Origin of the sequence: Tepidicella xavieri, assembly GCF_004363315.1 — a bacterium.
Lineage (GTDB): Bacteria > Pseudomonadota > Gammaproteobacteria > Burkholderiales > Burkholderiaceae_C > Tepidicella > Tepidicella xavieri.
Genome location: NZ_SNYL01000020.1, coordinates 1 through 20,665, shown reverse-complemented (window position 1 = coordinate 20,665; position 20,665 = coordinate 1). Strand labels below are relative to the sequence as shown.

Here is a 20,665-nt window from a genome sequence, read left to right as displayed (position 1 = left end):
CAGGCGAAAACGTCACCCTACCAGAAAACCCACCGCGCTGGCGCCCTGCCTACAATCCGGGGCATGAACTTCACCGACATGCTGCTCGATGCCGAGCGCCAGAACCGGTCGCTGCTGTGCGTGGGGCTGGACCCCGATCCGGCCCGCTTCCCGCACCACATGCGCAACGACCCTGACCGGATCTATGAATTCTGCGCCGCCATCGTGGATGCCACGGCCGATCTGGCGATCGCTTTCAAGCCCCAGATCGCCTACTTCGCTGCCCACCGCGCCGAGGACCAGTTGGAGCGGCTGATGGCCCACATCCGGGTGGCGGCACCGCATGTGCCGGTGATTTTGGACGCCAAGCGAGGCGATATCGGCAGCACGGCCGAGCAGTACGCCAAAGAGGCGTTCGAGCGCTATGGGGCCGACGCGGTCACGCTGTCGCCCTTCATGGGGTTCGACTCGGTGCAGCCTTATCTGCGGTATCCGGGCAAGGGCGTGTTCCTGCTGTGTCGCACCAGCAATCCAGGCGGCGACGATTTCCAGAATCAGCGCCTGGCCGATGTGCCAGGGCAACCCAAACTCTACGAGCACATCGCCCGGCTGGCGCAAGGGCCGTGGAACGTGAGCGGCCAAGTGGGCCTGGTGGTGGGGGCGACCTATCCGGCGGAAATCGCTCGGGTGCGCGAACTCGCCCCCACGGTGCCTTTGCTGATCCCTGGCGTCGGCGCCCAGGGCGGCGATGCGCAGGCCACCGTGCAGGCCGGCTGGCGTGGGGGTGCCGGCGGCACCACCGCGGCGGTGGCGGTCAACTCCTCGCGCGCCATCCTCTACGCGGGCGCGGGCGCCGATTTCGCCCAGGCCGCCCGGCAGGAGGCCGAACGCACGCGCGAGACGCTGTGGCGCGCGCGCCTTTTCGACTGACCGTCAGACGGCGGGCGCGTTACACTGTGCGCCCCAGGATCTGATTGCCGCGCGCGGCCTCATCGGGAGCCGACCATGGAACATCCGGACCGCCATGCCCTCCGGCTGGAAAAGCTCAACCGCATTGGCGTGGCCCTGTCCAGCGAGACCCACATCGACCGCTTGCTCGAAGACATCCTGCTGGCGGCCAAAGACATCACCCGTGCCGACGGCGGCACCCTCTATCTGCCCACGCCGGACCGAACGGCGCTGCGCTTCGCGATTTTGCGCACCGATTCGCTCGGGATCGAGATCGGCGGCGTCAGTGGCCAACCCCTGAGCGATCGGTTCCACGACATCCCGCTCTTTTTGCCAGACGGCCGGCCCAACAACCACATGGTGGCCGCCTATGCGGCCAACACCGGCGAAACCGTCAACATCCCGGATGCCTATGCCGCCGAGGGTTTTGACTTCTCCGGCACGCGCCGCTTCGATGAACGCACAGGGTATCGCTCGACCTCGTTCCTCACCGTGCCGATGAAAAACCATGAGGGCGACCTCATCGGCGTGCTGCAGCTGCTCAACGCCCAAGACCCCGACAGCGGCCGCGTCGTGCCCTTCACGCCGGCCGACCAGCAATTGGCCGAATCGCTGGCCTCGCAGGCGGCCGTGGCGTTGACCAACCGCTACCTGATCCAGCAGTTGGAAAACCTCTTTGAGTCCTTCATCCGGCTGGTCAACACCGCGATCGACGAAAAATCCCCCTACACCGGGCGGCATTGCGAGCGGGTGCCCGAACTCACCATGATGCTGGCGCATGCCGTCAATGCAACCACCGAAGGCCCGCTGGCCGATTTTCAGCTCACCGACAAGGACTTTCGCGAACTGCGGATTGCCGCCTTGCTGCACGATTGCGGCAAGATCACGACGCCCGTTCATGTGGTGGACAAGGCCACGAAGCTGCAGACGATCTTCGACCGCATCGCCCTTATCGATGCCCGGTTCGAGATCCTGCGGCGTGACCTGGAAATCGAGTTGCTGCGTGAGCAGGCGCAAGGCCGTCTGACGGCCGATGAGGCGCGCGAGCGCCTGCAACAGGGCTGGGCGGCCATGCAGGCCGACCGGGATTTCCTGCACGCCGCCAACCGGGGCGTCGAGCGCATGAGCGATGCCGATGTGGCGCGGGTACACGCCATTGCCGAGCGTTATCGCTGGCGCGATGCCCAAGGGCAGATACGGCCTTTGCTCGATGAGGAAGAACGGGAAAACCTCGCCATCCGTGCCGGCACCCTCACGGCGGCCGAACGCGCCATCATCAACCACCACATCGTGGCCACCATCCAGATGCTGGAAAAGCTCCCGTGGCCCAAGGATTTGCAGAATGTGCCCGAGTATGCCGGCGGGCACCACGAACGCATGGACGGCAAGGGCTATCCCCGTGGACTGCGGCGCGAGCAAATGAGCTGGCAGGCACGCATGATGGGCATTGCCGACATTTTCGAAGCACTGACCGCCTCAGACCGGCCTTACAAAGCCCCCATGAAGCTCTCGCAGGCCCTGGCCATCATGGACCGCTTTCGCGACAACGGCCACATCGACCCCGATCTGTATCAGGTTTTCGTGGCCTCGGGGGTGTACCGCCGCTATGCCGAGCGGTTTCTCGATCCGGCGCAGATCGACTGTTGAGGTGGGACGGGCGCGGGCGATCGCCGCGGGCATTTCTACGGTTTAATGGCGGCCATGACAGCATCGAACGTGTCCTTGGCCACCGCACAGCGTATCGACGACTTTCGCCGCCTGGGGCGGATGCAGGCGGGCTCGCTCATCATCTCGGTGTTTGGGGATGCGGTGCTGCCCCGCGGCGGGCGCTTGTGGCTGGGCAGCCTGATTGCGCTGCTGGAGCCGCTGGGGCTCAATGAGCGGCTGGTGCGCACCTCGGTGTTTCGTCTGGTCAAAGACGAGTGGTTGACCACCCAGGCGGTGGGCCGTCGCAGCGATTACCTGCTCACGGCGGCCGGGCGGCGCCGTTTCGAGGAGGCCGCTCGGCAAATCTACGCTGCGCAAGCCCCCGCTTGGGATCGCCGCTGGCGCCTGGTGCTGGTGGTGGGTGAGTTGGATGTGCGCGCCCGCGAGCGCCTGCGCCGGGCCTTGTTTTGGCAAGGTTTTGGCGATTTGCGCGCCGGCTGCTTCATCCACCCCAGCGCCGACTTGCGGCAGGTGTTCGATGCCTTGACCACCGATGGCATGGGCGACACTTTGCCCGCCCTCATGCCCTTGCTGGCGGCCAACCCCCATCTGGGGGCCTCGGCCAATGACAGCGATTTGGTGCGCCGGGCATGGAACCTCGATGCCTTGGCCGCCGGCTACCAGGCCTTCGTGCAACGCTATCGGCCGTTGTGGGACGAGTGGCGGGTGCCGGCGCGTCGGCCACGCGATCCGGCCCTGGCCTGGCAGGCGCGGCTGTTGTTGATCCACGATTACCGGCGCCTGCTGCTGCGCGACCCGGAATTGCCCGAGGTGCTGCTGCCTGCCGATTGGCCCGGCCAGCAGGCCCGCGCCTTGTGCCGAGACCTGTATCGTTGCCTGCTGGAGCCGTCTGAGCGGTTTTTGGATGGTGCTCTGCGTCTGGCCAGCGGAGAGGTGCCCACGGCCACCCCCTTGCTGCAAGAGCGGTTCCAGCCAGTGGATCCCCTGGCCGTGCCGGTCTGATTCGCGCTGCCTGCGGCCGCGCTCCCGTGTGAGGATTGGAGATCCGGGTAAACCCCAGGTTTACCCGGTCGCGTTTTCGTTTGATACTATTCACATGTAAATTTCTAAGAATTTGTATCGTATCAACGACGCGCTGCCGGCGCTGGCTCACAGCCCGTGGCGGCCTTCATCCGCACCATGACCCATCCTTTGTTTGAGAAGCACCGCGCCACGCTCGACGGCGCCCTCCAGGCCATCGCCACCCGTGGCTATTGGTCGCCCTACAACGAAATGCCCAGCCCCAAGGTGTATGGCGAGACGGCTGCGGCCGACGGCAAGGCGGCCTTCGAGGCCCACCTGGGCAAGCCGTTCGAGCTGAATCAGCCCGGCCAGACGGGCTGGGGCGGCCGCGAGCGCTCGCCCTATGGTGTGGCGCTGGACGTGCGCTATCCCGTTTGCGACCCCGATGCGCTGGTGGCCGCGGGCCAGGCCGCCATGAAGGGTTGGCAGGCGGTCGGCGCGGCGGGCCGTACCGGCATCTGCCTGGAGATCCTGGACCGGCTGTACCGGCAGAGCTTCGAGATGGGCCACGCGGTCATGATGACCACCGGCCAGGGTTGGATGATGGCCTTCCAGGCCGGCGCCGCTCACGCGCTCGACCGCGGCTTGGAGGCCGTCGCCTACGCCTGGCGCGAGCAGAGTTTCGTGCCGGCCGTAACGGTGTGGGAAAAGCCTCAGGGCAAGAACCCCGCGCTGGTCATGAAGAAGCACTACGAGATCGTGGGCCGCGGCGTTGGCCTGGTGATCGGCTGCGGCACCTTCCCCACCTGGAACACCTACCCCGGCCTCTTTGCCGCGCTGGCCACGGGCAACGCGGTCATCGCCAAGCCGCACAGCAACGCCATCCTGCCGGCGGCCCTGACGGTGCGCACCATCCGCGCGGTGCTGGCCGAAAACGGCATCGACCCCAACCTGGTCACGCTGTGCGTGGCCGAGCAGCGCAGCGCCACCCAGGCGCTGGCCACGCACCCGGGCGTCAAATCGGTGGACTTCACCGGCAGCAACGTGTTCGGTCAGTGGCTGCTGGCGAACTGCAAGCAGGCGCAGGTGTACGCCGAACTGGCGGGCGTGAACAACATCGTCATCGAATCCACGAACGCTTACAAGGCCATGCTGGGCAACCTGGCGTTCACGCTGTCGCTCTACTCGGGGCAGATGTGCACCACCACGCAGGCCATCATCGTGCCGGCCGGCGGCATCGAGACCGACGAGGGCCACAAGTCGTTCGACGAGGTCTGCGCCGACCTGGCCGCCGCCGTGCAAAAGTTCCTCGGCAAGCCCGAAGTGGCCTGCGCCGTGTTGGGCGCCATCCAGAGCAGCGCCACCGCCGAGCGGGTGGAGCTGGCCAACAGCGGTGCCCTGGGGCGCGTGGTGCTGGCCTCGCAGAAGCTGGCCAATCCCGAGTTCCCCGGCGCCGACGTGCGCACCCCGGTGCTGCTGGCGGTGGACGCCACCGACGAAGCCGCCTACATGGAAGAGCGCTTCGGCCCCATCAGCTTCGTCGTCAAAGTGGCGGATGCGCAGGCGGCCATCGCCCTGTCGGAGCGCATCGTCAACACCCACGGCGCGCTCACCGTGGGCCTGTATTCCACCAAGCCGGAGGTGATCGACGCCATGACCGAAGCCAGCTGGCGCGGCAAGGTGGCGCTGTCCATCAACCTCACCGGGGGCGTGTTCGTCAACCAGTCTGCCGCCTTTTCGGACTACCACGGCACGGGCGGCAATCCGGCGGCCAATGCGTCCTATTGCGACTCGGCCTTCGTGGCCAACCGCTTCCGCGTCGTGCAGCGGCGCTTCCACGTCTGAAGGCGGCTCCGATGAGCACCCCCGTTCCCACCGATCCGCAGGCGCTGGCCGAAGCCGTGGCGCAGGCCATGTGGTCGCGCGATCACGCCTCCCAGGCCCTGGGCATGCGGTTGGAGTCCATCGGCCCTGGGCGCGCCACCCTGAGCATGGCGGTTCGCCGCGACATGGTCAATGGTCACGCCATCTGCCACGGTGGCTTCATGTTCACGCTGGCCGACAGCGCCTTTGCCTACGCCTGCAACAGCTACAACCTCAACACCGTGGCGTCGGCCTGCCACATCGACTTCCTGGCGCCCGCCCGCGAGGGCGACGTGCTGGAGGCCGAAGCCGTGGAGCGCTCGGCCAGTGGCCGCACCGGGGTGTACGACATCACGGTGCGGGTGCGCGGGGGCAAGACCGTGGCCCTGTTCCGCGGCAAAAGCTACCGTATCCAGGGCGAGGTGATCGCTGGTCTGCAGGCGCAGCCGGCCTGAGCCCGATATCGTGCCCACCCCATCGCAGCGAGGAGACTTTCATGCCCGTCAAACGCCCCGGCCCCGGCGACCTGGAGCCGATCGAGACCGCCAGCCGCGACGAGATTTCGGCCCTGCAACTGCAGCGTCTGAAATGGACGCTCAAGCACGCCTACGACAACGTGCCGCACTACAAGCAGAAGTTCGATGCGGCCGGTGTCCACCCGGACGACCTCAAAACCCTGGCCGATCTGGCCAAGTTCCCCTTCACCACCAAAGCCGACCTGCGCGACAACTACCCCTTCGGGCTGTTTGCCGTGCCGCGGGAGCAGGTGGTGCGCATCCATGCCTCCTCCGGCACCACCGGCAAGCCCACCGTGGTCGGCTACACGCAGCGCGACATCGACACCTGGGCCAACCTGGTGGCGCGCTCGATCCGTGCCGCCGGCGGCCGCCCCGGCGACATCGTGCACGTCGCCTACGGCTACGGCCTGTTCACCGGCGGGCTGGGCGCGCACTACGGCGCCGAGCGGCTGGGCTGCACCGTCATCCCGATGTCGGGCGGGCAGACCGAGCGCCAAGTGCAGCTCATCATGGACTTCAAGCCCGACATCATCATGGTCACGCCGTCTTACTCGCTGGTGATCGCCGAGGAGTTCGAGCGGCAGGGCATCACCCCTGATCAGATCTCGCTGAAAGTGGGCATTTTCGGCGCCGAGCCGTGGGGCGAGGGCATGCGCGCCGAGATCGAGCGCAAGCTCGGCATCGATGCGGTGGACATCTACGGCTTGTCGGAGGTCATGGGCCCGGGTGTGGCCAACGAATGCATCGAATCCAAAGACGGTCCGGTGATCTGGGAAGACCATTTCTACCCCGAGATCATCGACCCCGACACCGGCGAGGTGCTGCCCGACGGCGCCGACGGCGAATTGGTGTTCACATCGCTGACCAAGGAAGCCATGCCCGTCATCCGCTACCGCACGCGCGACCTCACCCGCTTGCTGCCGCCCACCTCCCGCGCATTCCGTCGCTTCGGCAAAATCACTGGCCGCAGCGACGACATGCTCATCATCCGCGGCGTCAATGTGTTCCCGACGCAGATCGAGGAGCAGATCCTGCGCGATCAGCGGCTGGCCGGCATCTACCAGATCCAGCTCAGCCGTCAGGGCCACCTCGACGAGGTGGAAGTGCAGTGCGAACTGCAGCGCGAGCTCATGGGCCGCATCGACGACGCCGAGCGCCGCGCCATCGGGCAGGCCCTGCAACACCGCATCAAGACCCTGATCGGCATATCCACCCGGGTCACGGTGCTGGATGCCGATGCCATTCCCCGCACCCAGACCGGCAAGGCCCGTCGCGTCGTGGACAACCGCCCCAAGACGCTCTGATTTCCGCTTCCCAGGAGAGCCGCCATGTACACCCAATCCTTCAGCGTGCCGGACGACACCGGCAAGACCGTTCAGCCCCTGACGCCCACCGAACCCGAGGAACTGCTGGCCCGCTTCGAGGCCCGCATCGCCGCCGATGGACGCATCGAACCGCAGGACTGGATGCCCGAGGCCTACCGCAAGACGCTGATCCGGCAGATCAGCCAGCATGCGCACAGCGAGATCGTGGGCATGCTCCCCGAAGGCAACTGGATTTCCCGCGCCCCCAGCCTCAAGCGCAAGGCCATCCTGATTGCCAAGGTGCAGGACGAAGGTGGCCACGGCCAGTACCTCTACAGCGCCGCCGAGACGCTGGGCATCAGCCGCGCCGAGATGCTCGACGCCCTGCACAGCGGCCGGGCCAAGTACAGCTCCATTTTCAACTACCCCACGCTCAACTGGGCCGATGTGGGCGTCATCGGCTGGCTGGTGGATGGTGCGGCCATCATGAACCAGATCCCGCTGTGCCGCTGCAGCTACGGCCCCTATGCCCGCGCCATGATCCGCATCTGCAAGGAAGAAAGCTTCCACCAGCGCCAGGGCTACGAAGCGCTGCTGGTCATGATGAAAGGCACCCAGGCCCAGCGTGACATGGTGCAAGACGCCGTCAACCGCTGGTGGTGGAAGTGCCTGGCCATGTTCGGCCCGCCCGATGCCGACAGCCCCCACACGGCCCAAGGCATGCGCTGGGGCATCAAGCGCATCAGCAACGACGAGCTGCGCCAGAAATTCATCGACGCCACCGTGCCCCAGGCCGAGGTGCTGGGCGTGACCTTGCCCGACCCCGACCTCAAATGGAACCCCGAGCGCGGCCATTACGACTACGGCCAAATCGACTGGGACGAGTTCTGGCAGACCGTCAATGGCCACGGGCCGATGAACAAGCAGCGCCTGGCCACGCGGGTCAAGGCGCACAACGACGGCCAGTGGGTGCGCGACGCCGCCCTGGCCCATGCCCGCAAACAACAGCAACGTGCCCTGAAGGAGGCCGCATGATCACCCCTGCCAACACCCCCGCCCTCAAAGACTGGCCCCTGTGGGAAGTGTTCGTCCGCAGCAAACAGGGCCTGGAACACAAACATTGCGGCAGCCTGCACGCCGCCGATGCCCAGCACGCCCTGCAGATGGCGCGCGACGTCTATACCCGCCGCCAGGAGGGCGTCAGCATCTGGGTGGTGCCCTCCAAGGCCATCACCGCCAGCGCCCCGGACGACAAGGCCGAATTTTTCGAGCCGGCGGCCGACAAGATCTACCGCCACCCGACCTTCTACGAGATTCCTGAAGAAGTGGGGCACATGTGATGAGCGCCACCACCACCACCACCGACGTCACCATCGACTACCTGCTCCACCTGGCCGACAATGCCGTGGTGCTGGGCCAGCGCAACGCCGAATGGTGTGGGCACGGGCCCGTGATCGAGGAAGATCTGGCCATGGCCAACATCAGCCTGGACCTCATCGGCCAGGCCCGGCTGCTGTATCAGCAGACGGCTGCCCGCATGGGTGGCGACGTGACCGAAGACACCCTGGCTTACTTCCGCGACGACACCCAGTTCCGCAACTACACCCTGCTGGAGTTGCCGCACCATGGCCCGCTGGTGGGCTATGCCCGCACCGATCGCGACTATGCCACCACCATCGTGCGCAACTTCCTCTACAGCGCGTTGATGGTGCTGGTGTGGGAGGCCCTGCAACGCTCCTGCGACGACGAACTGGCCGCCATCGCCGCCAAGTCGCTCAAGGAAACGCGCTACCACCTGCGCCATGCCCGCGACTGGCTGGTGCGCATGGGCGATGGCACCGACGAGTCACACGCCCGTGCCCAAGCCGCGCTCGACCACCTCATGCCCTATACCCAGGAATTCTGGGCCGACAGCCCGGTGGAGGCGGCCGCGGCGGCCTTTGGCCTGGGGGTGGACGTCAAAACCTTGCGTCCGGCCTGGGACGCCATCGTCGATGATGCCCTGGCCGAAGCCACGCTCAAGCGGTCTGCGGCCACCGGCTACGTGACGCAGGGCAAAAACGGCCTGCATTCCGAGCACCTGGGCTATCTGCTGGCCGAAATGCAATGCCTGGCACGCGCCCATCCCGGCGCCCAGTGGTGAGCGGGTTGCCATGAGCCAGACCGTCGAACGCGTATGGGCCGAGCTGGAGCGCCTCAGCGATCCGGAAATCCCCGTGCTGAGTCTGCGGGAGATGGGTATTCTGCGCGACGTGCGCGAAACCGCCGACGGTGTGGAAGTGGTCATCACGCCGACCTACAGCGGCTGCCCGGCGATGGCGCAGATCGAGGACGACGTGCGCCAGACGCTGCAAAGCCTGGGCGTGCCGGCGCGGGTCGTTACCCGGCTCGCCCCTGCCTGGACCACCGACTGGATGAGCGAGACGGCGCACGAAAAGCTGCGTGCTTACGGCATCGCGCCCCCCCAAGGGCGCTGCGCCGAAGCCGCTGTGGCCGCGCCGGCGGCCGAGCGGGTGCTGCGGTTCGTGCGTGGCGCCGGGCAAGGCGCCCCCGGCGTGGCCTGTCCCCGTTGCGGGTCGCTGCACACGGTCGAGACGTCTCACTTCGGCTCCACCGCCTGCAAGGCCCTTTACAAATGCCTGGATTGCCAGGAACCTTTCGACCATTTCAAACCGTACTGACATGACCGCACCGCGTTTTCACGAACTCACCGTCAAGCGGGTCAGCCCCGAAGCCGCGGGCTCGGTGGCCATCACTTTCGACGTGCCGCCCGAGCAGCGGCCGGTGTTTGCGTTCGAGCCGGGCCAGTTCCTGACGCTGCGCGCCCAACTGCAAGGGCAGGATGTGCGCCGCAACTACTCCATCAGCAGCCCACGCAGCCGTTTCGAGCGCCACGGCGAGCTGGAAATCGGCATCCGGCCGGTCGATGGCGGTCTGTTTTCCAACTGGGCCGTCTCGGCCATCCGGGTGGGAGACCGGCTGCACGTCATGCCGCCCGATGGCCGTTTCACCGTCAAGAAGGCGCGCGCCATCCATCGCGTCGGCTTCGCGGCCGGCTCCGGCATCACGCCCATCCTCTCGATTGCGGCCACCACGCTGGAAGAGCAGCCCGAATCCAAGTTCACCCTGGTCTATGGCAACCGCCGCATGAGCAGCGTCATGTTCAACGAGGCCCTGCAGGACCTCAAGGACCGCTACCCGGACCGCTTCACCATGATCCACATCCTCTCGCGCCAGGCGCAGGAGGTGGACTTGCTGCAAGGCCGCATCGACAAGCAGAAGGTGCTCGACATCGTGGCCGCCCTGTTGCCGGCCAAGAGCATGGATGAAGTGTTCATCTGCGGCCCTGAAGCCATGATCGAAGCCACCGAGCAAGGCTTGCTGGAGGCGGGCGTGCCGGCCAGCCGCATCTACACCGAGCGCTTCACCACCGGGGCGGCCATGGCGGCCAAAGTACAGGCCGACGTGGACGCCAAGTCCCGCCAGGTCGATGCGGCCAAGGGCATCCGGCTGACCGTGGTGCTCGATGGCAAGCAGCACGAGGTGCCCCTGGGCCGCGACGAGCGCGTGCTCGATGCCGCGCTCAACGCCGGCCTGGACCTGCCTTATTCCTGCAAAGCCGGTGTGTGCTGCACCTGCCGTGGCAAGGTGCTCGATGGCCGGGTAGAGATGGAGAAGAACTTCACCCTGCAAGACGATGAGATCGCCCAAGGCTTCGTGCTCACCTGTCAGGCCAAGGCGCTGACCGACCGGCTGGTCGTGAGCTTCGACGAGCGCTGAGCCGTCGCCCTTGCCGCGCGCTGGGTGGGCACGGCTACACTGGCGCCTTATGCAAGCCGAGACCATCGAACGCGCGCGACAGGCGTTTGCCGCCGGGGTAGCCCTCTTCGAGCAGGGCAACCTTCAGGCAGCCGAGTCCGCCTTCAGTGAAGCCCTGCACTGGGCGCCCGGGCGTCCGTCTGTGCTGCTGAATCTGGGAGTGACCCGGGTGCATTTGCAGCGCTACGCGCAGGCCCTCGAACCCTTGCGCCAGGCATTGCGCACCGAAACCCAGGCCGCCGACGGCTGGGCGGCGCTCGGGGTGGCTTGCTCAGAACTGGGGCAGTGGGCCGAAGCCCTGACTGCGCTGGAGCAGGCCATTGCCTGGGGAAGGGGGCATGCCGATCTGGCGCTGCGCCGGGCCCGTTGCCTGAGCCGGCTGGGCCGTTGGGTCGATGCCATCGACGCCTACCGCGAACTGCTGGAGCGCGACGTGGCTCAGGCCCCGGCCTGGGTCGAACTGGGGGAGTTGTACCGGGAGACGGGGGCGCACGATCAGGCCGCCATCTGCTACCGCGAGGCGCTGGCTCAGGGGGCCGATCCGGCACTGACCGGTTATCTCTTGGCCGCGGTCACTCGCGTGGGGTCGGTGCCTCGGCCACCGCAGATGTATGTGCAAAACCTGTTTGACCAGTATGCGGCCGACTTCGACGCGCACCTGGTCGATACCTTGGGCTATCAGGGCCACCGCGTGTTGGTCGATGGCTTGCCTGCCGAGGCGCCGCAGCGTTTCGAGCGGGTGCTCGATCTGGGGTGTGGCACGGGACTGTGCGCACCGCTGGTGCGCGATCGTGCCGCGCATCTCACCGGCATCGACCTGTCGGCTGAGATGGTGGCCCGCGCCCGCGAGCGCGGGCTCTACGATGCGCTCATCGTTGGGGATCTGCACCAGGTGTTGGAACAACCCTTGCAGCGCTTCGACCTGGTGTTGGCGGCCGATGTGTTCATCTATGTGGGCGAACTCGATGTCGCTTTCGCGCGTCTGGCGGCCTGCATGGTGCCGGGCGGATGGCTGGCCTTCAGCGTGGAGCCAGGGGCAGCCGGTAGCGCCGCCGAATTGCAGCCCAGCCTGCGGTACACCCATGCGCCAGACTACATCGACGCTCTGGCCGCAGCGCACGGGTTTACCGGCCGGCGCCGACTTGTGGCGCCCATCCGTCACGATCAGCAGCGCCCTGTGCTGGCGCACTACCATTACCTGCAGCGCTGCTGAAGGCCGCGTGCGGGCGTGGTGGCGAGCATCAGGCCGGATACAGGCCGCGCTGACGGGCAAACAGCCGGCTCAGGCCCAGCAGGGCGTTGGCGCAGGGGGTGGGCACGCCCAGCCGCTGGCCGATTTCGCACACCGCACCCAGCAGTGCGTCGAGCTCCACCGGGCGGCCGGCCTCGACGTCCTGCAGCATCGAGGTGCGGAAGGCCCCCAGCCGCGCGGTGACGGCGTGGCGGTCCTCGGGCGCCTGATCGATGGGGCAGCCGATGCGCTCCCCGATGGCGGCGGCTTCGCGCATCACCGATGAGCACAAGTCACGCACCAACGGGTCGGCCAGGATGCGGTCCACCGTGGCGCCGGTGAGGGCCGAGACCGGATTCATCGTCATGTTGCCCCAGAGCTTGTACCAGATGTCTCGGCGCACGTCGGGCGATACCGTCACTTCGAAGCCGGTCTGTTGCAGCAGCGCCCCGATGCGCTGGGCGCGCTCGCTCGTGCCGCCCCACGGCTCGCCGACGATCAGCCCATGCCCCATCTGGTGCCGCACATGGCCGGGGCCGATCGTGGCAGCACTGGCGTGCACCACACAGGCCAACAGCTGTTGCGCCGGCAGCGCGGCTGCCGTGGCGCCTGTGGGGTCCACGCTCTGCAGCGGCGCGCGTTCCCAACCCGGCAGCCGCTGGCAAAACCACCAGGGCACGCCGTTCATGGCCGGCAGGATCACCGTTTCATGGCCAATCAATGGGGCCAGCGCGGGCGCCAGGGCCGGCAGCGCCGGGCTTTTGACCGCGATGATCACCAGATCCTGCGGCCCGAGTTCGTCCGCGCAGGCGCGGGCCTCGACGGGCGCGTGCAGCGTCGTTCCCTGCGTCTCCAGCCGCCAGCCGTGGGCTTGCAAGGCGGCCAAGGTGGCGCCGCGTGCCAACGCGCTCACGCGGCAACCGGGTAGTTGCGCCAGCCGCGTCCCGATCAGCCCGCCGATGGCGCCAGCGCCGACGATACACACGTTCATGCTTGTCTCCTCCCAAACGGGGTCATGCCCGTGATTGTGCGCGAAGCAGCCAAAAAAAAAGCCCGGTCGCGGTGACCGGGCCTGAACCACCCGTTGAGGGCAGAGGAGACAACCACAACCCGGGGTCTGAACCTCGGGCGATGCAAAAGCCGGTTGGGGCAATTGCATACAATGGCATCAGTATACACTGTTTTTGCTGCAATGCAACATTCCGGAATCCGGATGTTGTTTTTTGGGGGAATCATTCGTGGAATGCACAGTCACCTGGACCGGCGCAGCCGGTACCCGCTCTGGTATGGGGTTTGTGGCCGAGACGGGCAGCGGCCACGTCCTGGCGATGGACGGCGCGCCCGATGCGGCGCGGCCCGAGCACGGCGGCGCCAATCTGGCCCCTCGCCCCATGGAGGCGGTGCTGGCAGGCACTGGTGGCTGCACCGCTTACGACGTGGTGCTCATTCTGCGGCGCGGGCGCCATGATGTGCGCGGCTGCAGCGTCAAGCTCAGCAGCGAGCGCGCCGAGACGGATCCCAAGGTTTTCACCCGCATCCACATGCATTTCACCGTCACGGGCAAGGGCATTCCGGCCGCTGCGGTGGAGCGCGCCATCCAGTTGAGTCACGACAAATACTGCTCGGCCAGCATCATGCTGGGCAAGACGGCCGAGATCACGACCAGCTTCGAGTTGATCGAGGCCTGATCACACCCGGTGCGCCACGGTCGTCATGACCTTGGCCGCCAGGCGCATGAGGCCCTTGACCGGGGTGGGCAGTTCGGCGGCGCCGGCATGCTGGGCGTCGCGCGCATGGCGGATTTCGTCGTCTTTCATCTGGGCGACGATGGCACGCGAGGCGTGGTCGTGGGCCGGCAGGCGGTCCATGTGGCCGTCGAGGTGGGCTTCCACCTGGCGCTCGGTCTCGACCACGAAGCCCAGGCTGACCCGCTCGCCGAAGCGGCCGGCCAGCAGGCCGATGCCGAAGGCGCCGGCAAACCACAAGGGGTTGAGCAGCGAGGGCCGGTCGCCCAGTTCGTCGAGCCGTTGCTTGCACCAGGCCAGGTGGTCTGTTTCTTCCTGGCCAGCGGCTTCCAGGTGACGGGCGAGTTTTTCTTTGGCGGCCGGGTGCCCGGGGCCCAAGCGGGCGGCCAGCGCCTGCGAGGTGTAGAGGGCCTGGGCGCAGATCTCGCCCACATGATTGACGCGCATCAGCGCGCCGGCGTGGCGCTTTTCGGCGTCGCTCAGGGGGCGGGCGTCGGCCTGCAGGGCCTCGGGCGGCGTGGGGCAGGCACGCGTGGCACGGTGCGGCGCAAACAGGGTGCGCAGCGCGCTGTCGGCGGCGATCAGGTGGGCATCGATGAAGGCGTTCATGACAGATTCCCGGCGGGGCTCATGCGTAGGTGGCATTATCCCTGCTCGCCCAGCCGGTGCAAGCGCTGACGCACCAACTCGATGTGGTGGCGCAGGGCGTAGAGCTCGTCCGTGTAGGCCAGGGGCAAGCTGATTTTCTCGGCCCGGTGTTCGAGTTCGTCGAGTTCGCGCAGCAGTTCCGCGATGGCGGCCATTTCGGCTTCGGCCCGGGTTTCGATGTCGCGCAGCTCGGCGTACCAGCGAAAGACGCGCGAGCGGATGCGGAAGCTGTACAGCGGCGGCAGGATGCGCGACAGCGGCAGCACGAGCGCGATGATCAAGCCCATGGCCAGCCACATGCGCTCCACCAGATTGGCCAGCCAGAAGGGCAGGTAGCGCTGCAGCAGGGGCTTGCCGTTGCGGATGGCGCGTTCGGCCTCGGGCGATACGGGCAACTCGGCCAGTTGCAGGTTGGGGTACTCGCGTGTGCGGTTGAACCAGCCGGGCGGGCCATGCAGGTCCAGCGCGGTCTGGGCAAAGAGCTGCAGGATGGCAGGGTGCGTGTCGTGACGGGCAATCAGGCTGGTGGTGGAGGCCACCAGTTGCAGGTCTTCCGGGGGACGGTTGTCGGCCAGGTCCACCACCCCTTGCGGCAACACCACCGGGGTGAGAAAGCCAAAGCGACGCGCATAGGCCTGGGCCTGCTGGAAGTTCATCAGTCGCACGCCGGGCGTCAGCAGCAGCATCTGCACCAGCGGGGACTCGGGCGCCGAGGCAAACACCAGCGCATCGACCTCGCGCTCCAGAAAGGCGACGGTGCCGGGGGTTTGCGCCAGCTCGCTCAGATGCACCTCGGCGGGTTCGAGCCGGTTGGCTTCGAGCAGGCGGCGAAACAGTTGGGGCACGCCGCTGCCTTCGGTGCCGACACTGATGCGCCAGCCGCGCAGTTCGGTCAGCGCGTTGAGCCGTGCGGTGCCGTTGAGGCGCTGGGCGGCCGCTTCATGGTAGAACAGCCACAGCGGCTCCACGAACAGGCTGCCCAGGGTTTGCAGGCGTTCTTCGTCCTCGCGCTGGATGTGGCCGCTGCCACCCTGCACGAAAGCCAGGTCGGCACGGCCACTGCGCAGCAGCGCCACGTTGTCGGCCGACCCGTCGCTGGGCAGCAGCTCCACCTCGATGCCATAGGCGGCCAGCGCCTCGGCATAGCGCTGGCCGAAGCTGTCGTAAGCGCTTTGTTCTGGCCCGGTGGCCAGCACCACCCGTTTGGGCGGGTTGGGGTTGAGCCACCAGTAAGCCAGCCACAGCAGCGCGGCGGTGAGCAGCACGAACGGGCCGACGGAGGCCAGCAAGTCGCGCAACGACAGCAGGGACAGGCGCAGGCGGAATCGGGGCATGGTCCCCGAAGCTTACTGCATGGGTTGCCACTCCATCACGGTGTATTGGCCGTTGACGCGGTCGGCGCTGAAGCGGATGCGCTCGCCCACCCGTACCCGCTCCAGCATGGCCGGATCGCTGACCTGGAAGAACATGGTCATGGGCGGCATGTCGAGGTTGGGGATCGGGCCGTGGCGCAGGCTCAGCCGGTTGCCACGCGTGTCGATGCGGCGCACCTCGGCTTCTGCCCAGGGGCGGCCCTGGGAATCGGTGGGGGTGGGGGCCGCGGGGGTGCCTCCAGCTTGGGCGGGGCGGTCGCCACCGGTCGGCTGATGGTAGGAAGCAAACACCCGGCTGCTGCCGTCGCGCTGCACCAGCAGCACGTCGTAAGGGTCCTTGCGGCCGCCGTATTCCGGGCCGTCCATGCCAGGGCTGCCGATGGGCATGCGTGGCACGCTCAGCCCCAGGGCCTGGGGCCGCTCCTGGAGCAGCCGGTGGATGTCGGCCGCCGGCACGTGGCCTTCGATCACATAGCCGCCCACCTGGGCCGTGTGGCAAGAACCTAAGGCTTCGGGCATGCCCAGGCGGCGCCGCGCAGCGAGGTTGCCGGTGTCGTAGGCGCGCACCGTGAAGCCGTGTTCCTGCAGATGGGCGATCCAGTCGTTGCAGCAGCCGCAATTCGGGTCTTTCCAGACCAGCACCTGGGGCTGCCCGGACTGCGCCAGCGCGGCCACGGGCCAGGGGCTGGCCAGCACCGTCAGGGCCGTGGTGAGTAGGGTGCGTCTTTGCATGGTCAGTTCCCTTGGGTCAGCGTCGCACGTGGATGGTGCCCTTCATGCCGGCTTCGAAATGGCCGGGGATGAGGCAGGCGAATTCAAACGTTCCGGGGCGGTTGAAGGTCCAGACGATTTCGCCCCGTTGGCCCGGGTCCACATGGGCCATGTAGGGTTCGTCGTGTTCCATGTTGGGGTGTTTCTTCATGAGCTCGGCGTGCGCTTTCAGTTCCTCGGGGGTGCCGATCACGATCTCGTGCAGCACTTGACCGGCGTTGACGGCCACCAGTCGCACGGTTTCCCCGAGTTTGACATCGATGCGGTCGGGGGAGAAGCGCATGTCGTCGGTCATGCGGATTTCGATGGTGCGGCTGACGGCTTGGGCTTCGCCCGCGATGCCCCAGGGTTTTTGTTCTTTCACCGGGGCACTCTGTCCATGGCCGTGGTGGCCGCCATGGCCGGCATGCGCGCCGTGACCGGCATGTCCGCCTGGGCTGTGGGCGGAGGCAGGCAGATGCAGGGCCAGACCGGCGATGGCGGCGGCGAGGGTCGCGACGAGGGGGTGTTTCATGAGGGGTCTCCTGGGAAGGTTCAGTGATGGGCATGGCCTTGGGGCCGGCGCACTTGGGGCAGGGCCTGCGAGGCCGAGGATGGGCCGCTGGCTGCAGGGGGGCGGTGGGCATCCGGCACGGGGCCTGGGTATTCGTAGGCCACGGTGCCGCTGGGGTATGCATAGTGGCCAGGATCCGAGTAGTCGTCGGGGGCCTGATCGGCACGCACCTTCAGCAGGGTGAACATGCCGCCCATGCCGATGGGGCCGAACTGGCCATGCCCGGCCATCATGGGGAAGGTGTTGGGGGGGAGCTCCATCTCCATTTCCTTCATGTCGTACATGCCGCGCTCGCCCATGACCATGTAGTCGGGCACGATACGCTGGATCTTGCTCACCAGACCGCGGTGGTCCACCCCGATCATCGTGGGGGCGTCATGGCCCATGGCGCCCATGGTGTGGTGGCTCTTGTGGCAGTGCAGGGCCCAGTCGCCGGGTTCGTCGGCGATGAACTCGATTTGCCGCATCTGGCCCACGGCGATGTCGGTCGTCACCTCGGGCCAGCGCGCCGATTTCGGCACCGGGCCGCCATCGGTGCCGGTGACCTCGAATTCGATGCCGTGCACGTGGATGGGGTGGTTGGTCATGGTGAGGTTGCCCACGCGGATGCGCACGCGGTCGTTCAGCCGGGCCACCAGCGGGTCCAGCCCCGGGAATACCCGGCTGTTGAAGGCCCAGATGTTGAAGTCCAGCATGGTGTTGATGTTGGGTGTCTTCGCACCGGGCTCCACGTCAAAGGCGTTGAGCAGGAAGCAGTAGTCCCGGTCCACCTCGTTGATGAGGGGGTGCCGGCCTTTGGGGTGGGTCACCCAGAAGCCCATCATCCCCATGGCCATCTGCACGGCTTCGTCGGCGTGCGGGTGGTACATGAAGGTGCCGGGGCGTCGGGCCTCGAACTCGTACACATAGGTCTTGCCCACGGGGATGGCGGGCTGGTTGACGCCGCCGACCCCGTCCATGCCGTTGGGCAGGCGCTGGCCGTGCCAGTGGATGGTGGTGGGTTCGGGCAGGCGGTTGGTGACGAACAGGCGCACGCGGTCGCCTTCCACCACTTCGATGGTGGGGCCGGGGCTCTGGCCGTTGTAGCCCCACATGTTGACCTCGAAACCGGGCGCGACTTCGCGCACCACCGGTTCGGCCACCAGGTGGAACTCCTTGACGCCGTTGTTCATGCGAAAGGGCAGCGTCCAGCCGTTGAGCGTGACGACCGGGCGGTAAGGGCGCCCGGCACCGGTGACGCCCGGAGGTGTCCAGGGCGGGGCGGTTTCGGGCCCCGTGGCCATGACGGGTTCAGGCAGGCCTGCGAGGGCGGCACGGCCCACGCTGGCCGAAGCGGCGGCGGTGAAGGCGCCGGCCAGCAATGCGCGATGGAAGAATTGGCGACGTTGCATGATCAATGTCCTTGGTCGGCGGCAGCGGCCGCGGCGGAAGTGGAACGAGGGGCAGCCCCGGTGTAGGGCAGGCCATCGAGCACGGCGCGCAATTCGGCCCAGGCCAGGGCGGCCCCCAATCGGGCCTGCTGCGCCTCGTTGACGGCCTGCAAACGGGCGCGGGCGGCGGCCAGCAGGTCCCAGGTGCTTTTGAACATGCCGTTGTAGCGTTGCAGCATGTCCTCCTCCAGGGCGGTGTGCAGGCGGGCGGCTTCGGCCGCGTGGTCTTGCGCCAGCCGCTGGGCGGTCTGCCAGGCGCTGTGGGCAATGCGCACATCGGCGCGGATGCGGCGCTCCAGCGCCTCGGTCTCCAGGTGGGTTTGCAACGCCTTGTCCCAGGCATGGGGCCAGCGCTGTGGGCGGTCGAAGCCTGGCAGGGGCTGCGGCCTGCCGCTGGTCGGGTCGGCCGCCGTGGCCTGCCGTATGGCCGTCAGCAGCGGCTGCAAGTCGCCCACCGCCTGACGGGCGCGATGGGCCTCCAGCGCCTGCCATCGCCACAGGGGGTGGTTGTCGAGCGCGGTTTGTTCCAGCGCGTCCAGCGTTGGGGGATCGTGAGGGGGCAGCGCCTCGGCCGGCAGGTCCGCTGGCAGGCGTTGCGCGAGCACCTCCGGCGCCCACTCGGCCCCGGTGAGCCGCCACAGTTCGATGACCGCGGCCCGCTGCGCGTGTTCGGCCAGTTGCCACTGGGCCTGGGCATCGAGCAGGAGCAGGCTTTCGCGCTGTTGCCGGGCCTGCGGCCAGTTGCCGACCCGGGCCATGCGCAGCGCCAGTTCATGGCCGGCAAGCGCTGCTTCGAGCACTTGCCGGTGCGTGGCCGCGGCGTGGCGGGCCGCGATGGCCTGCAGCCAGGCGCGCTCCACCTGCAGCGCCAGTTCGCGCTGGCGCAACTGCAGTTGCGCGCGCTCGCGGGCGTTCAGTCCGGGCTGGGCCAGCAGATCGGGGCGGGTCCGCTGCGCGGCGACGATGGCTTCGTGCAACGTCCAGGACGCTGACGGCGCTGGGGCTTCGGGGGAGGGGGTGGGCAGGTGTTCGGCCTCCCAGCGCAGCAGGTCGATGTGGCCGCGTTCGAAGCGGCCGACGGTCTCATTGGCCTGGCGCCAGTCTTCGATCGGCGCGACCGTCTCGGCCCGCACGGGCAGACTCAGCAAGCAGGCAATGGCCACCAGCCAGGGCAAGCCCGGCCGGGTGGTGATGGGGGGCCCGGGCAGTCGCCGGGCAGGGTTGAGGGACATGGGCAAACCTCCAGAAGACACGGACACATGGCGTTCATGCGGCACTGCAGGGCACGCATGGACGCACTGAGGGTGTGGAGGTCAGAAAATGGGCGGTTTGAAGCCGGGTTCAGGCTCGACGCTGGCCAGCGACACGTCCAGGCTGGGGGGGGCGTGATGAATGGGCCCACTGCCCTGGGCCGGATGGGGCGGGGCGAGCCAGTAGGCGTTGTGGCAGACGTCGCACAGCAGGCACAGCCCATGGTGGTCCGGGCCAGACGCAGACGAATCGCTGTGTGCATGCGCATCCGCCATCTGCCCGTGGGCGTGGGCCGGTTCTGCGGAGGGTTCGCCATGGCAGGCCACCTGTTCGGTGGATCCCGGTGGCAGGGATGCCATTTGCAGGGCCATGGCATCCGCTGCCCACAGCCGCCAAGGCAGGAGCACCAGAAGCAGACACAGGACCCAGCGGCGCATGTCGATTCAGAGGAAGTGCGGCGATTTTAACAGGCCGTTGAAAAACTCCCCTGTGGCCGGTCTTGGTACGGGTACCATGTGAGCCACGGCGACGACGACCAGACACCAGACACCGAAGATGAGAG

General features: G+C 67.4%; 21 protein-coding genes. 13 read left to right on the top strand and 8 right to left on the bottom strand.

The annotated features are described in order from the left end of the window. Positions 1-63 precede the first annotated feature (63 nt). From pyrF to DFR43_RS13940, 12 genes are all read left to right on the top strand, one after another. Positions 64-909 (top strand): orotidine-5'-phosphate decarboxylase, encoded by an 846-nt coding sequence (gene pyrF / locus DFR43_RS12625; RefSeq protein WP_211338661.1) that lies wholly within the window; start codon positions 64-66, stop codon positions 907-909. A 75-nt stretch (positions 910-984) separates the two neighbouring features. After that, on the top strand, positions 985-2,574 hold the full coding sequence (locus DFR43_RS12620; protein WP_133599245.1) for an HD family phosphohydrolase: 1,590 nt from the start codon (positions 985-987) through the stop codon (positions 2,572-2,574). 54 nt (positions 2,575-2,628) lie between these two features. Further along, a complete protein-coding gene (gene paaX / locus DFR43_RS12615; RefSeq protein ID WP_211338660.1) occupies positions 2,629-3,597 on the top strand; it encodes a phenylacetic acid degradation operon negative regulatory protein PaaX in 969 nt (322 codons plus the stop codon). Positions 3,598-3,774: 177 nt separating this feature from the next. Next, entirely contained in the window at positions 3,775-5,442 is a 1,668-nt protein-coding gene (paaN, locus tag DFR43_RS12610; RefSeq protein ID WP_133599243.1) for a phenylacetic acid degradation protein PaaN, read from the top strand. A gap of 11 nt (positions 5,443-5,453) precedes the next feature. Continuing rightward, a complete protein-coding gene (gene paaI / locus DFR43_RS12605) occupies positions 5,454-5,915 on the top strand; it encodes a hydroxyphenylacetyl-CoA thioesterase PaaI (RefSeq protein ID WP_133599241.1) in 462 nt (153 codons plus the stop codon). A gap of 41 nt (positions 5,916-5,956) precedes the next feature. Continuing rightward, positions 5,957-7,282, top strand: a complete 1,326-nt coding sequence (gene paaK / locus DFR43_RS12600) for a phenylacetate--CoA ligase PaaK (protein WP_133599239.1) — start codon at positions 5,957-5,959, stop codon at positions 7,280-7,282. A gap of 24 nt (positions 7,283-7,306) precedes the next feature. Beyond that, positions 7,307-8,317 carry a 1,2-phenylacetyl-CoA epoxidase subunit PaaA gene (gene paaA, locus DFR43_RS12595; RefSeq protein WP_133599237.1) on the top strand — a complete coding sequence of 337 codons (1,011 nt, stop codon included), beginning with the start codon at positions 7,307-7,309 and terminating at the stop codon, positions 8,315-8,317. Next, the gene (gene paaB, locus DFR43_RS12590) at positions 8,314-8,622 is read left to right on the top strand and encodes a 1,2-phenylacetyl-CoA epoxidase subunit PaaB (protein WP_133599235.1); all 309 of its coding nucleotides are present in this window, start codon (positions 8,314-8,316) and stop codon (positions 8,620-8,622) included. The genes paaA and paaB overlap by 4 nt, the downstream gene beginning before the upstream one ends. After that, a complete protein-coding gene (gene paaC, locus DFR43_RS12585; RefSeq protein WP_133599233.1) occupies positions 8,622-9,425 on the top strand; it encodes a 1,2-phenylacetyl-CoA epoxidase subunit PaaC in 804 nt (267 codons plus the stop codon). Before paaB ends, paaC begins: the two co-directional genes overlap by 1 nt. Positions 9,426-9,435: 10 nt before the next feature. Then, positions 9,436-9,963: a 1,2-phenylacetyl-CoA epoxidase subunit PaaD gene (gene paaD, locus DFR43_RS12580; RefSeq protein WP_133599231.1), complete on the top strand. Its 528-nt coding sequence runs from the start codon at positions 9,436-9,438 to the stop codon at positions 9,961-9,963. A 1-nt stretch (position 9,964) separates the two neighbouring features. Beyond that, on the top strand, positions 9,965-11,062 hold the full coding sequence (locus DFR43_RS12575; protein ID WP_133599229.1) for a 2Fe-2S iron-sulfur cluster-binding protein: 1,098 nt from the start codon (positions 9,965-9,967) through the stop codon (positions 11,060-11,062). Between the two features lie 49 nt (positions 11,063-11,111). Further along, positions 11,112-12,314 carry a tetratricopeptide repeat protein gene (locus DFR43_RS13940; protein WP_133599227.1) on the top strand — a complete coding sequence of 401 codons (1,203 nt, stop codon included), beginning with the start codon at positions 11,112-11,114 and terminating at the stop codon, positions 12,312-12,314. Positions 12,315-12,342: 28 nt separating this feature from the next. Here the strand turns inward: DFR43_RS13940 and DFR43_RS12565 are convergent, their stop codons facing one another. After that, the gene (locus tag DFR43_RS12565) at positions 12,343-13,323 is read right to left on the bottom strand and encodes a 2-dehydropantoate 2-reductase (protein ID WP_133599225.1); all 981 of its coding nucleotides are present in this window, start codon (positions 13,321-13,323) and stop codon (positions 12,343-12,345) included. A 247-nt stretch (positions 13,324-13,570) separates the two neighbouring features. Here DFR43_RS12565 and DFR43_RS12560 point away from each other — a divergent pair, with 247 nt between their 5' ends. Further along, positions 13,571-14,020, top strand: coding sequence for an OsmC family protein (locus tag DFR43_RS12560; protein ID WP_133599223.1), 450 nt, complete (start codon positions 13,571-13,573; stop codon positions 14,018-14,020). On the opposite strand, the gene coq7 is transcribed toward DFR43_RS12560, so the two are convergent. The 7 genes from coq7 to DFR43_RS12525 form a co-directional block, all read right to left on the bottom strand. After that, the gene (gene coq7 / locus DFR43_RS12555; RefSeq protein WP_133599220.1) at positions 14,021-14,686 is read right to left on the bottom strand and encodes a 2-polyprenyl-3-methyl-6-methoxy-1,4-benzoquinone monooxygenase; all 666 of its coding nucleotides are present in this window, start codon (positions 14,684-14,686) and stop codon (positions 14,021-14,023) included. A gap of 35 nt (positions 14,687-14,721) precedes the next feature. After that, the gene (locus DFR43_RS12550; protein WP_133599218.1) at positions 14,722-16,059 is read right to left on the bottom strand and encodes a TAXI family TRAP transporter solute-binding subunit; all 1,338 of its coding nucleotides are present in this window, start codon (positions 16,057-16,059) and stop codon (positions 14,722-14,724) included. Between the two features lie 12 nt (positions 16,060-16,071). Next, on the bottom strand, positions 16,072-16,830 hold the full coding sequence (locus tag DFR43_RS12545) for a DUF411 domain-containing protein (RefSeq protein ID WP_133599216.1): 759 nt from the start codon (positions 16,828-16,830) through the stop codon (positions 16,072-16,074). A gap of 16 nt (positions 16,831-16,846) precedes the next feature. Further along, the gene (locus DFR43_RS12540) at positions 16,847-17,383 is read right to left on the bottom strand and encodes a cupredoxin domain-containing protein (protein ID WP_133599214.1); all 537 of its coding nucleotides are present in this window, start codon (positions 17,381-17,383) and stop codon (positions 16,847-16,849) included. 20 nt (positions 17,384-17,403) lie between these two features. Then, positions 17,404-18,813, bottom strand: coding sequence for a multicopper oxidase family protein (locus DFR43_RS12535; protein WP_133599212.1), 1,410 nt, complete (start codon positions 18,811-18,813; stop codon positions 17,404-17,406). Positions 18,814-18,815: 2 nt separating this feature from the next. Beyond that, positions 18,816-20,084 (bottom strand): TolC family protein, encoded by a 1,269-nt coding sequence (locus DFR43_RS12530; protein ID WP_133599210.1) that lies wholly within the window; start codon positions 20,082-20,084, stop codon positions 18,816-18,818. 81 nt (positions 20,085-20,165) lie between these two features. Beyond that, positions 20,166-20,540, bottom strand: coding sequence for a hypothetical protein (locus DFR43_RS12525; RefSeq protein ID WP_133599208.1), 375 nt, complete (start codon positions 20,538-20,540; stop codon positions 20,166-20,168). Positions 20,541-20,665: the final 125 nt, after the last annotated feature.